General features: G+C 69.7%; 12 protein-coding genes. 8 read left to right on the plus strand and 4 right to left on the minus strand.

The genetic code is table 11. The features are described from left to right. Positions 1-285 precede the first annotated feature (285 nt). A complete protein-coding gene (locus EUC46_RS05145; protein ID WP_128773121.1) occupies positions 286-1677 on the minus strand; it encodes a glycine--tRNA ligase in 1392 nt (463 codons plus the stop codon). Positions 1678-1787: 110 nt separating this feature from the next. On the opposite strand from EUC46_RS05145, the gene EUC46_RS05150 reads away from it, so the two are divergent. From EUC46_RS05150 to EUC46_RS05175, 6 genes are all read left to right on the plus strand, one after another. Beyond that, positions 1788-2819, plus strand: a complete 1032-nt coding sequence (locus tag EUC46_RS05150; protein ID WP_128773182.1) for a metal ABC transporter substrate-binding protein — start codon at positions 1788-1790, stop codon at positions 2817-2819. 24 nt (positions 2820-2843) lie between these two features. Next, positions 2844-3743: a metal ABC transporter ATP-binding protein gene (locus EUC46_RS05155; protein ID WP_128773122.1), complete on the plus strand. Its 900-nt coding sequence runs from the start codon at positions 2844-2846 to the stop codon at positions 3741-3743. Continuing rightward, positions 3740-4624: a metal ABC transporter permease gene (locus EUC46_RS05160; protein ID WP_206645903.1), complete on the plus strand. Its 885-nt coding sequence runs from the start codon at positions 3740-3742 to the stop codon at positions 4622-4624. The genes EUC46_RS05155 and EUC46_RS05160 overlap by 4 nt, the downstream gene beginning before the upstream one ends. Further along, entirely contained in the window at positions 4621-5055 is a 435-nt protein-coding gene (locus EUC46_RS05165) for a Fur family transcriptional regulator (RefSeq protein ID WP_128773123.1), read from the plus strand. The genes EUC46_RS05160 and EUC46_RS05165 overlap by 4 nt, the downstream gene beginning before the upstream one ends. 266 nt (positions 5056-5321) lie before the next feature. After that, the gene (locus EUC46_RS05170) at positions 5322-6143 is read left to right on the plus strand and encodes a glutamine amidotransferase-related protein (RefSeq protein ID WP_241655413.1); all 822 of its coding nucleotides are present in this window, start codon (positions 5322-5324) and stop codon (positions 6141-6143) included. 2 nt (positions 6144-6145) lie between these two features. After that, positions 6146-7333, plus strand: coding sequence for a glutamate--cysteine ligase (locus tag EUC46_RS05175; RefSeq protein WP_128773124.1), 1188 nt, complete (start codon positions 6146-6148; stop codon positions 7331-7333). A gap of 43 nt (positions 7334-7376) precedes the next feature. Here the strand turns inward: EUC46_RS05175 and uppS are convergent, their stop codons facing one another. From uppS to leuA, 3 genes are all read right to left on the minus strand, one after another. Beyond that, positions 7377-8186 carry a polyprenyl diphosphate synthase gene (uppS, locus tag EUC46_RS05180; protein ID WP_128773125.1) on the minus strand — a complete coding sequence of 270 codons (810 nt, stop codon included), beginning with the start codon at positions 8184-8186 and terminating at the stop codon, positions 7377-7379. A 1-nt stretch (position 8187) separates the two neighbouring features. After that, complete coding sequence (gene recO, locus EUC46_RS05185) at positions 8188-8937, minus strand: DNA repair protein RecO (protein WP_128773126.1); 750 nt, start codon at positions 8935-8937, stop codon at positions 8188-8190. A 106-nt stretch (positions 8938-9043) separates the two neighbouring features. Further along, on the minus strand, positions 9044-10822 hold the full coding sequence (gene leuA, locus EUC46_RS05190) for a 2-isopropylmalate synthase (RefSeq protein WP_128773127.1): 1779 nt from the start codon (positions 10820-10822) through the stop codon (positions 9044-9046). Positions 10823-11173: 351 nt separating this feature from the next. Here leuA and EUC46_RS05195 point away from each other — a divergent pair, with 351 nt between their 5' ends. Further along, positions 11174-12025 (plus strand): ABC transporter ATP-binding protein, encoded by an 852-nt coding sequence (locus tag EUC46_RS05195; protein ID WP_128773185.1) that lies wholly within the window; start codon positions 11174-11176, stop codon positions 12023-12025. Then, entirely contained in the window at positions 12022-12861 is an 840-nt protein-coding gene (locus EUC46_RS05200; protein WP_128773128.1) for an ABC transporter permease, read from the plus strand. Before EUC46_RS05195 ends, EUC46_RS05200 begins: the two co-directional genes overlap by 4 nt.

The raw sequence follows: 12861 nt of genomic DNA on the forward strand, positions 1-12861 counted from the left end.
GGTGGCCGCCCCGGGAGCGGTCCCCCGCGCTGTCTTCGGCTGCCGGGACGGGCCCCGAGCCTGTTTCGGCGCGGTGCTGAGGGCGCCTCCGGCGGGGCCTCTGGTCGGGCTCCCGGGAGTCTGAGTTCCTGTGGCTGGTCACACGACCCATGATGCCCTGGGCGCCGGCTACGCCCGGGAGGCGCGGCGGGCCGGGCCCGTCGCGCCTCCCGGCGCCCCCGCGGCTCAGCAGCCCCCACGATGTGGCCCGCGCCCTGGGCGCCGGGCTCCCGGCGCCCCCGCAGCTCAGCAGCCGATAAGGCGCTCGGCCAGGTAGCGCTCCACGTTCTGGAGCGGGATGCGCTCCTGGACCATGGTGTCACGTTCGCGCACCGTCACGGCCCCGTCCTGCGGCGACTCGAAGTCGTAGGTGATGCAGAAGGGGGTGCCGATCTCGTCCTGGCGGCGGTAGCGGCGCCCCACCGCCCCGGCGGCGTCGTAGTCGACGTTCCAGATCCGGCGCAGGCGGGCGGCCAGCTCGCGGGCGGGGCCGGTGAGCTCCTCCTTGCGGCTCAGGGGCAGCACGGCCGCTTTGACGGGGGCCAGGCGCGGATCCAGTTTGAGCAGCACGCGCGTGTCCACCCCGCCCTTGGTGTTGGGGGCCTCATCCTCGCTGTAGGCCTCCACCAGGAAGGCCATGAGCGAGCGGGTCAGGCCGGCGGAGGGCTCGATGACATAGGGCACCCAGCGTTCGCCGCGGGCCTGGTCGAAGTAGGACAGGTCCTTGCCGGAGTGCTCGGCGTGGGTGGACAGGTCGAAGTCGGTGCGGTTGGCGATGCCCTCCAGTTCGCCCCACTCGCCGCCGGCGAAACCGAAGCGGTACTCCAGGTCCACGGTGCGCTTGGAGTAATGGGAGAGCTTCTCGGCCGGGTGCTCGTAGAGGCGCAGATTGTCTTTGCTAATGCCCAGGTCGGTGTACCAGGCCTTGCGGTAGTCGATCCAATACTGATGCCACTGCTCATCGGTTCCCGGCTCGCAGAAGAACTCCAGTTCCATCTGCTCGAACTCGCGGGTGCGGAAGATGAAGTTGCCCGGGGTGATCTCGTTGCGGAAGGACTTGCCCACCTGCCCAATGCCGAAGGGCGGCTTCTTGCGGGCCGCGCTCATGACGGCCGCAAAGTTGACGAAGATGCCCTGGGCGGTCTCGGGGCGCAGGTAGTGCAGGCCGGCCTCGTCGTCGACCGGGCCCAGGTAGGTCTTGAGCAGGCCGGAGAACTCGCGGGGCTCGGTCCAGGAGCCGCTCTGGCCGGTGACCGGGTCGGGGACGTCGGAGAGCTGGACGGTGGCGGGGTCCAGGCCCTTGCGCTCGGCGTACTCCTCAATGAGCTGGTCGGCGCGGTAGCGCTTGTGGGTGTGCAGGGACTCGACCAGCGGGTCGGTGAAGGCGCTGACGTGGCCGGAGGCGACCCATACCTCGCGCGGCAGAATGACTGAGGAGTCCAGGCCGACGACGTCGTCGCGGGAGCGGACCATGGACTGCCACCACTGGCGCTTAATGTTCTCCTTGAGCTCGACGCCCAGCGGCCCGTAGTCCCAGGCGGAGCGGGTACCGCCGTAGATCTCGCCGCAAGGGAAGACGAAGCCGCGGCGCTTGGCCAGGTTGATGACGCGATCGAGCGCGGAGGGGGTCTGTGCCACCGGGTATCTCCTGATTTCGTCGTGGTCCGCACCTGGTTGGTGGGAACGAGTGGGCACAGTCTACGGGCGCCCTGGAGTGCGATTTGACGCAACCACCCGAAAAAGTGAGAATGTTTCTCATGAGCATTCTCAAATTCCCCACCCGCCGCGCCCTCGTGCGCGCCGCGGCCGCCACGGCAGCCCTGGCCCTCGGCGCCTCGCTGACCGCCTGCTCAGGCCAAACCTCCGGCGGCGCCAAGAACGCCGACGGCACCCTGCCCGTCTCGGTGTCCTTCTACCCCATCCAGTACCTCGTCGAGGCCATTGGCGGCGACCATGTCACTGTCACCTCAGTGACGCCCACCAATGTTGAGCCGCACGACTACGAGCTCTCCCCCAAGGACGTCACCGGCCTGTCGTCGGCCGCGATCATCGCCTATGTCTCAGGATTCCAGCCCTCGCTGGACGACGCCGTGGCCCAGGTCGACGGCCCCACGGTGGTGGACCTGGCCGGTTCGGTCTCCCTGGAGCATCACGACGGGGTCTCCGAGGAGCACGACCACGACGGTGAGGAGGCCGGCGACCATTCCAGCGCCGAGGCCCATGAGTCCGAGACCGCCCACGACCATGAGCACGAGGGGGACGGCGCCGCCCTCGACCCGCACTTCTGGCTCGATCCTCAGCGCATGGTCTCCGCCGCGAACGCCATTGAGGCGGCCCTGTCCAAGGCCGACCCCGACAACGCCGCCGACTACAAGGCCAACCTGGCGACCCTGACCACCACCCTGGAGGACCTCGACACCTCCTACAGCACCGGCCTGGCCCAGTGCCAGCGCACCACCTTCGTGACCTCCCACGCCGCCTTCGGCTACATGGCCGAGCGCTACGGCCTGACCCAGACCTCCATCTCCGGCATTGACCCCGACTCCGAGCCCAGTCCGGCCGACCTCGCCGCCGTCAAGCAGGTTGTTCAGGACACCGGCACCACCACGATCTTCACCGAGGAGCTCGTCTCCCCGGAGACCGCTGAGGCCCTGGCCTCCGAGACCGGCGCGAGCACCGCGGTCCTCAACCCCATTGAGTCGGCCCCCGAGGGCAGCGACTACGCTGGGGCGATGACCACCAACCTGCAGGAACTGCGCACGGCGCTGAGCTGCCAGTAATCCAGAGCATCCAGAGCAAATGGCATGACCCCTTCTCCACCGTCGACGGCGCCGTCCGGACCCTCCCGGACGGCGTCGTCCGCCGTCCCCATCGAAACCCGCGACCTGTCAGTAGTGCTGGGCACCAGTCTCATCCTGGACTCCATCAGCCTGACGATCAGTCGCGACCAGTCGGTAGCGCTTCTGGGCGCCAACGGGTCGGGCAAGTCGACCCTGGTCAAGACGATCCTGGGCTTGAACCCGGTGGCCTCCGGCACTGCGCGTCTTTTCGGCCGTGACGTCACCCACCGCAGCGAAGTCGACTGGGACCGCGTCGGCTACGTCCCCCAGCGCGTGGGCGCGGCCTCCGGCGTCCCGGCCACCGCCCTGGAGGTGGTGCGCTCGGGCCTGCTGGGCCCGCGCCGCCCCTGGGCCGACAGGGGGCGCCGCTCCCGCGAGCGCGCCATGGAGGCCCTTGACGCCGTGGGACTGGCCTCCCGCGCCAAGGACCATGTCCAGGTCTTCTCCGGGGGCCAGTCCCAGCGCGTCCTCATCGCCCGGGCCCTGGTGCGCCGCCCCGACCTGCTGCTCCTGGACGAGCCCTTGGCCGGCATTGACCGCGCCAGCCGCGAAACCTTGGCGCAGATCCTCATCCAGTTGCGCTCTCAGAGGCTGACCCTGCTCACCGTCCTGCACGAGATGGGCGAGCTGACGGAGGTGGTGGAGCGCGCCGTCGTCCTGGACGAGGGCCGCATTGTCGCCGACGCCCCGGCCGCCGCCATGTCCCCCGAGCACCACGACCACAGTGCGCACGACGTGCTCGGACATGACCGCCCCGGCGACTGCGAGCACGAGCACCTCCATGGGGACTCCCGGCCGCGCGTCCACCACGCCCCGGTGCTGAGCACCTCGACCCGTCCCGGCATGAGCGGAGGCCGCGCGTGATCGCGACCCTGTCCGAGATGCTTGCCAGCCCTCTCATGCAGCGGGCCCTCATTGTCGCCGTCCTGGTGGGGGTGGCGGCCCCCGTGGTGGGCACCTACCTGGTTCAGCGGGGCCTGGCGCTCCTGGGGGACGGCATTGGGCACATCTCCCTGACCGGTGTGGCCCTGGGCTGGATCGTGGGAACCGCCGCCAATGTGACTCCCCGCGACGCCTGGGCGGTTCCCGGGGCGATCGTGGCCTCGGTGCTGGGCGCGGTGCTCATTGAAGTGATCCGCGCCCGGGGCCGTACCCGCGGAGACGTGGCGCTGGCCATTCTCTTCTACGGCGGCATTGCCGGCGGAGTCATTCTCATTAAGCTGGCCGGGGGGACGACGACGAACCTCACCAGTTACCTTTTCGGCTCCATTGCCACGGTTTCGGTCAGCGACACCCGGTTCACGGTGGTGCTTGCCGCCGCCGTCCTGCTGGTGGGCCTGGGGCTGCGTGGTCCTTTGTTCTCCCTGTGCCACGACGAGGAGTTCGCCCGGTCCATTGGCCTGCCCACCGGGGCCCTCAATATTCTCATTGCGGTGGTCGCGGCGCTGACGGTGTCAGTGTCCATGCGGGTGGTTGGCGCCCTGCTGGTCTCAGCAGTCATGATCGTACCGGTGGCCATCGCCCAGCTCGTCTCGCACTCCTTCTCCCGCACCATGCACCTGGCCATGGCCATCGGCGTGATCGCCTGCGTCAGCGGGTTGACCATCACCTACGTCGTCGCGGCCTCTCCAGGTGCCATGATTGTGGTGCTCCTTGTGGCCGCCTACGCGGTCACAGCCGTGGGGAGCGGAGTACGACGGATGGTGGTGCGCGGGCGCCGCCAGGAGGAGGCGACAACTCGATGAGCGCGGGCTCAACAACGCGAAGCACACTGGGCTCAACCTCGCCGCGGCCGCGGGCCACTCGGCAGCGGGCCGCCGTCGCCGACCTCCTGGCCCGCACGGAGGAGTTCCGTTCCGCCCAGCAGATCCACGCCGCCCTGGAGGCCGAGGGCACCAAGATCGGCCTGGCCACTGTGTACCGCAACCTCACGGCCATGGCGGAGGCCGGCGAGGTGGACCAGGTGCGCAGCGCCGAGGGGGAGAACCTTTACCGGGCCTGCGAGCACCACGAGCACCACCACCACCTGGTGTGCCGCCGCTGCGGGCGCACCGTGGAGATCCACGGCAAGCCCCTGGAGGCGTGGATCGCCCGGATCAGCGCCGAGCACGGCTTCACCGATATTAGCCACACCGCCGAACTGTTCGGCCTGTGCCAGGAGTGCTCGCGGACCTGAGGGGACGGCCTCGTGCCCGGCACGGTAGGTCCGGCACGGTAGGTGCTGTGCCGGGGGTACCCGCAGGCCTAAGACCGGGGCCGGCGGCGCGGGGCGGCGCCGGTGCCCGGGGCCGGCATGTCCCTCCCCCCTGGAGATCCGCCGGCCGCTGTGGCGCCACAACAGTGGCGCCACAGGAGTGCTGCCAGCGGCTGCCGGGCGGGGCTCGGGGCCCGGATAGCGGGCGCCATATCGGCTCATTGGCGGGCAGGGGCTAGGCTGCCAGGGTGAGCGAGACACTGACGACCTTGGCCCCTGCGGGCACTTTGTCGCCCGCGTTCTCCACCTGCATGACCGCCCCCTTCCTCATGGCCGTGTGCCGCCCCCCTGGGACAATCGCGGCCGATGAGCAGGCCATGATCTCCCAGTGGGGCGCCCTGCATCCGCTCCACGACCTGACCCTGGTCTCACTGCTGGACGCCGGGGCCCCCGACCCGGCCGACCTGGATCTGGCGCGGGACTACTCGGGGGTCATTATCACCGGCTCTCCCTTCGGGTTCGGGCACCACCACCAGGACCCCGCCCCCGAGCAGCGGCGCCTGACCGAGCGGGTGCTGCGCCTGGCGGCGCGCCTGGTCGCCGAAGACGTGCCCACCCTCGGACTGTGCTTCGGGCTGCAGGCCATTGTCCTGGCCTTGGGCGGCACCTTGCGCGACGACGTCGGCGAGGACCTTCAGGCGCCCACCATGACCGTCACTGAGGCCGGCCGCCGGGATCCATTGACCCGCAACCTGACCAGTACTTTCCGCGCCTACGTCGGCCACTCCCAGTCCGTGGGCGAGTTGCCGGGCGACGGCGTCGTCTTGGCCACTGGCCGACGCTGCCCCATCCAGATGGTGCGTTGGGGGCGTCATGTCTACGGCACCCAGTTCCACCCGGAGATCACCACCGCGGGGATGCGGGTGCGCATTGAGGCCTACGGGGATACCTACTACCCGGCCGCGGAGCGCGCCGCCGTCCTGGAACGCTGCGACTCCGCTGACGTCACCGCCGCCAACCGGCTGGTGACCGATTTCGTGGAGCGTTATCGCCGCCCGGTCGGGAACTGACTATGGCCCTGGACTTCGCCCGCTCCCAACGTTCCACCATTGGAGTGGAGTGGGAGCTCCAAATCCTGGACCCCGCCGGGGACCTGTCCCCCGTGGCCCCGCAGCTTCTCCAGGAGGTGGAGCATCGAGCGCCGGGAAACGGCCTCATCCACCAGGAGATGTTGCGCAACACCATTGAGTTGGTCTCACGCAAGCGCACCACCGTGGCCGGCTGTGCGCAGGATCTTCAGGAGGCCCTCGACCTTCTGGCCCCGGTCCTGGCTGAACACGGGGTGGAACTGGCCGGCGCCGGCTCCCACCCCTTCGCCGAGCCCGGCGCCCAGGCCGTCTCCGAGACTGAGCGCTATAGCGAGCTCGTCGAGCGCACCCAGTACTGGGGCCGCCAGATGCTCATCTTCGGCACCCACGTGCACGTGGGGGTGGAGGACCGGGCCAAGGTTGTGCCGATCATGCGGCACCTGGCCACCTATCTGGGGCATATCCAGTCCCTGTCCGCCTCCTCCCCCTTCTGGGACGGTCTGGACACCGGTTTTGCCGACAACCGGGCCATGATGTTCCAGCAGTTGCCCAATGCGGGCCTGCCTGAGCCCTTCACCAACCTGGCCGAGTTGGAGGAGCTGGTGGCGGGCCTGACCCGCGTGGGCGCTATTGGCGACATTAGTGAGCTGCGCTGGGATCTGCGGCCCGCCCCGCGCCTGGGCACGGTGGAGGTCCGCGTCTGTGACGCGGCCTCCAATATGCTCGAGTTGCGGGCGGTGGCGGCCCTCATCCACTGCCTGGTCGAAGACGCCTCCCGGGCCCTGGACGCCGGCGACCTCCCGAAGGTGCTCCCCCACCATTTCGTGACCGCCAACAAGTGGCGTTCGGCGCGCTACGGCATGGACGCCGTTCTCATCGAGGACGCTCGCGGGCGTCAGGAGCCGGTGCGCCTGCGCCTGCCGGCGCTCGTGGCTCGCCTGGAGCCGGTGGCCGCCGACCTGGGGTGCGCCGGCGACCTGGACGCCATTGTCGGGATCCTCGCCGGGGGCGTGGGCTACGAGCGTCAGCGGGCGGTCGCCCAGCGCACCGGCAGCCTGGACGCCGTCGTGGCCCACCTGCGCTCCGAGATGGGTGCCGGTCGTCCCCTGGACCCGGGGGGAACCCCGCGCCTGGATGCGGTTCACGCGCCGGTGTCGGGCAATCGCGGCTGAGGGCGGCGCTCCCCCCGGGCGCCGGCGTTGAGCGTGGAGGCGGTCACCGGGTGCCGGTGACCGCGTCCACGGCGTTCCCGAAACGGCGCTCACGCCCGGCATAGGCCTGGCAGGCGCGCCACAGCTCGCAGCGGTCGAAATCGGGCCAGGCCAGGTCGGAGAAGTAGAGTTCGGCGTAGGCCGAGGACCACATGAGGAAATTGGAGGTGCGCTGCTCCCCCCCGGTGCGGATGAACAGGTCGACCTCACGCATCCGCGGGGAGTACAGGTAACGACTAATGGTCTTCTCGGTAATGGAGGAGGGCTTGAGCCGTCCTGCGGCGACGTCCTCGGCCATGGCGCGGGCGGCGTCGGCGATCTCCGCACGCCCCCCGTAGTTCAAGCACATATTGAGCACGGTGCCGGTGTTGCCCGCGGTAATGCGCTCGGCCCGGCGGACCTCGGAGAGCACCGACTTCCACAGGCGCGGCTCGCGACCCACCCAGCGCACCTGGACGCCCCAGCGGTGCAGGTCGTCGGTCTGGGCGCGCAGGACGGTGCGGGTGAAGCCCATGAGGAAGCGGACCTCCGCCGGTGAGCGCTTCCAGTTCTCAGTGGAGAAGGCGTAGACGCTCAACTCGGGGATGGCCAGTTCCACGGCCCCGGCAATGACGTCCATCATGGTGGACTCCCCCACCCGGTGGCCCTCGGTGCGCGGCAGGCCCCGCTGGTTGGCCCAGCGGCCGTTGCCGTCCATAACAATGGCGACATGTGCCGGGCGCGCCCCGGCGTCCAGCACCGGCGGGGTCAGGCCTTCGCGGTGCAGGGGGACCGGTGCGGGCGCCTGACCGGGATCGGGCGGGAGTGGTGTCATGTCAGGCCCTTTCGACGAGCGAGAGCGAGCGAAGGCGGCGCTCCAGGTGCCAGGTGAGGTAGGCCGAGACGAGCCCGGAGGCTTGGGCGCGCTCACGCCCGGTTGAGACGCGCGCCACGGACCAGTCGCCGGAGAGCAGGGCGCCGAGCAGGACCATAGCGCCCTGATCCGCCTCCACCGCGCCGGCCGGCCGGCAGGTGGCGCACACGGCGCCACCGGCCTGGATGTGGAAGGCCGCGTGGGGCCCGGGCGCTCCACAGCGGGCGCAGTCGTAGCACGACGGCGCCCACCCGGCCAGGGCCAGGGCGCGCAGCAGGTAGGAGTCCAGAATGAGACCGGGCGCGTAGCGGCGCCGGGCCAGGGCGGCCAGGGCGCCGGCCAGCAGCAGGTACTGCTGGGGGGAGCCCTCGGTGCCCAGGTCGCCGTCGTCTTCGGTGAGGCGCTCAGCGGTCTCCACCATGGTCGAGGCGCAGGTGAAGGCCGAGTAATCGGCGCAGATGGCCCCGCCGAAGGGGTCAATGGTCTCCACCTGGGTGACGGTGTCCAGGCTGCGCCCGGCGTGGAGTTGGACGTCAATCATGGAGAAGGGCTCCAGGCGGGCTCCGAAGCGCGAGGAGGTGCGCCGCACCCCCTTGGCCACGGCGCGCACCTGCCCGTGGGCCCGGGTGAGCAGCACAATGATCCGGTCCGCCTCACCGAGCCGGTAGGTGCGCAGGACTACGGCCTCGTCACGGTAGAGCCTGCTGGTCACGTCGCCGATTGTGACATGCCCGGGGGCAACTGGCACGTCGCCGCCCCCGGCATTGGTTGACGCCCGCCTGCCCGCCCGGTGACGGCGGCGGAGCAGGAGGGGCGCCTCACCTCAGGGCGCGGTTGACCGCTGAGATCACGGCCTTGAAGGAGGCCGTGGCAATGGAGGGGTCAATGCCCACGCCCCACAGGACCTGGCCGCCCATCTCGCACTCCACGTAGGAGGCGGCGCGGGCGTCACGGCCCTCGCTCAGGGCGTGCTCGGCATAGTCCAGGATGCGCACATTGACGCCGGTGTCCTCCAGGGCGGCCACGAAGGCGTCCAGGGGGCCATTGCCGGCGGCGGTCAGGAGCTTCTTCTCGCCATTGTCCAGGAGGGTGACGGTGAGCACGGAGTCCTCACCATGAGTGCTGGTCAGGGTGGCCGCCTGGAGCTCGAAGCGACCCCAGGGGGCGATCTCGGCCTCGGGGACGGAGGCGGCGGGCAGGTACTCGTCGGAGAAGATCGACCACAGGCGGGCGCCGTCGACCTCACCGCCATAGGTGTCGGTGTGGCGCTGGACAATGCGGGAGAACTCGATCTGGAGGCGGCGCGGCAGGTCGAGGTTGCGCATGGTCTTGAGCAGATAAGCCACCCCGCCCTTGCCGGACTGGGAGTTGACGCGCACCACGGCCTCGTAGGAGCGGCCCACGTCGTGGGGGTCAATGGGGAGGTAGGGCATGGACCAGGGCACGGCCAGTTCAGCGGCCTCCGAATCCAGGCCCTCGGCCTTCTTGGCCTCAACTTCGGCGGCCCGGGCGGTGAAGCCCTTCTTAATGGCGTCCTGGTGGGACCCGGAGAACGAGGTGTAGACGAGTTCGCCCACGTAGGGGGTGCGCGGGGGGACGTCCATCTGAGTGGAGCGCTCGACAATGCGGCGCACCTGGTCGATGTCGGAGATATTGAGCATGGGGTCCACGCCCTGGCTGAAAAGGTTGAGCGCCAGGGTGACCAGGTCGACGTTGCCGGTGCGCTCGCCGTGGCCGAACAGGCAGCCCTCGACGCGCTCGCCCCCGGCCAGCAGGCCGAGTTCGGCAGCGGCGACGCCGGAGCCGCGGTCGTTGTGGTTGTGCAGGGACAGGCACACGTGCTCGCGGTGGGGCAGATTGCGGCTCATCCACTCGATCTGGTCGGCGTAAACGTTGGGGGTGGCCCGCTCCACGGTGGCGGGCAGGTTGAGGATGATCTCGCGGTCCTCGTCGGGCTGCCACACGCCCATGACGGCCCGGCAAACCTCCAGGGAGTACTCGCGCTCGGTATCCACGAAGATCTCCGGGGAGTACTCGAAGCCGAAGATGGTGTCCTCGGTGAGAACCTTTTCGGCCCGGGCCATGATCATGCGGGTGCCGTCCACCGCCAGCTCACGAATGTCGTCCTTGCCCATGCGGAAGACAATGTCGCGGAACAGGGGGGCCAGGGCGTTGTAGAGGTGGACGGTGGCCCGGGGCATGCCCACCACCGCGTCCAGGGTGCGGTCAATGAGCTCGGAGCGGGACTGGGTGAGCACGGAGATGGTGACGTCCTCGGGGATGGCGTCGTCATCGACCAGGGAGCGCACGAAGTCGTAGTCGGTCTGGGAGGCGGCTGGAAAGCCGACCTCAATCTCCTTGAAGCCCATGGATACCAGCAGATCGAAGATGGCGCGCTTGGCAGTCGGGTCCATGGGCTCGATCAGGGACTGGTTGCCGTCGCGCAGGTCGGTGGACAGCCAGCGGGGCGCCTGAGTGATCCGCTTGGAGGGCCAGGTGCGGTCTGGAAGATCTGTGGCGACGGTGTCAATGAAGGGGACGTATTTGCCGAAGGGCATGCCGGAGGGCTGCTGGGGGGCGGGGCGGGCGGTGCGCATGGTTTCTCCTGGGTGATGGTGGTCGCTCGGGCCCGGCGGGGCGCTCATCGCCGCGCTCAGTGCCCGGTGGCTGGCAACGCGAATGAGCCGCGGTCGGGGTGCCGGCCTGGTCAGGCCCCGCCGCGGCGGCTAAGCAGGAGGCTCGCCTCTGGGCGCGTGGTCGCTCGCACGTGCGTGACGTTACCGCACAACGCCCCGCGCGTCAGATCGTGCCGCTGTGCGGACCCCGCGCCGGCGAGGACAGGGGTCGCCCCGTTCCCCGCCCCGACACGCGGCAGAAGTAGCGAACAACCCTGACAACATGTAGCATATCTACTACATTCAATGGCAGAACCACTAAGGAGGTTCCTGTTGCCCCCGATCATTACCACCGAGAACCTTGAGTTCTCCTACGGGGTGGCGCCGGTCCTGCGCGACCTCAGCCTGTCGATCGAGGCGGGTGAGATCGTCTGCCTGCTGGGACCCAATGGGGTGGGCAAGACGACCCTCGTGGAGAACCTGCTCGGCTCGCTCACACCCGCCTCCGGACGGGTCCGGGTCCTGGGCACCGACCCGCGCAACGCCCCGGCCGCCTTCTGGGCGCGCGTGGGACTGGTTCAGCAGAATTGGACCGACCACGCCAAGTGGCGCGTCATTGATCAGCTGGAGTGGATCCGCGCCATACAGCTCACCGCCGCCCCCAGCGCCCTCACCGTCGCCGAAGTCCTCGACGCCGTCGGACTGGCCGACAAGGCGACTTCGCGCCTCTCCCGGCTCTCGGGCGGCCAGCGGCGCGCCATTGACTTCGCCGCCGCCCTCATCGCCCGCCCCGAGATCCTCATCCTCGACGAGCCGACCACGGGTCTGGACCCCGTTTCCAAGGCCCGCCTGCACGACCTCATCCTTGAGCGCGTCGATGAGGAGGCGACTGTTCTCATGACCACCCACGACCTGGCCGAGGCCGAGCAGATCGCCTCCCGGGTGCTCATTATGAGCCAGGGGCGTATTGTCGCCGACGGCACCGTCACCGAGCTGCGGGAGAGACTGACCCACGACGCCGAGGTCACCTGGACCCAGGACGGCGAGCGCCATGTCCACTCCACCCCCGCCCCGGAGCGCTTCCTCCTCCAACTCGACCTGGGGTCCATCACGAACCTCACGGTCACCCGGCCGACCCTGGAGGAGACCTACCTCGCCCTGGTCAAGAAGGAGCAGCAGCCATGAGCCCCCGCATCGTACTCGCCATCCTACGGGCGGCCCTGCGCCAGGCCGCTGCCGACCTGCGCCCCATCATTGCCGGCGCCGGCGCCTTCTCCGTCCTCGCCTGCGTCGCGGGCTTCGTCGCCGTGGGCCGGTTCTACCAGGGCGTGGTCGGGGCGAGCACGGCCTTCGGCGCCATGCTCGCCGCCAGCGCCGTGGGCGCAATGGGCTCCTTCATCGTCCTGCAGATCGCCAGCGAGGCCTATACCGACCGCATTGGCGGCGCCCTGCTGCGGGTGCGGATCCTCCCCCACGGCCCGCTGACCTGGATGCTGGGCAAGCTCCTGTCCTCGGTGGCTCACAGCATCCTCATCCAAGGGTCCATCCTCGTCGGCGCCGCCCTCCTTATCGATTCGCTGCCGCTGTCCGCCGCCCAGGCCCTCGCCTGCCTGCCCCTCATCGTCTTAACGGCCGTCGCCTCCGCTCCCCTGGGGTTCCTGGCCGGGGCCGCCTCCCGGGGCATGTACTCGGCACTATGCTCCTACCTCGTCATCCTGGTCGTGGTGGGCACTTCCGGATTCCTCTACCCGCTGCCGGCCATGCCCGGCTGGGTGCAGGCCATCCACCAGGTTCTGCCCGCCTACTGGTCGGGGCATCTGAGCCGGTGGGCGCTGGTCGGCGATCCCTCCTGGGAGGTCGGCGGCGCCTTCCACCCGGTGCTGGCCATCGGGGTGCTGCTGGCGTGGATTATCGGCGGCCTGGCCTGCGCGCCTCTCATTGTGCGCCACTCCTTCCGCCGGGAGACCATTGGCAGCCTGGCCCGCGTCCAGTCCGTGATCCGATCCCAGACCGGTCTGTGA

The sequence above is a fragment of the Actinomyces oricola genome (genome assembly GCF_004104015.1).
GTDB lineage: Bacteria > Actinomycetota > Actinomycetes > Actinomycetales > Actinomycetaceae > Actinomyces > Actinomyces oricola.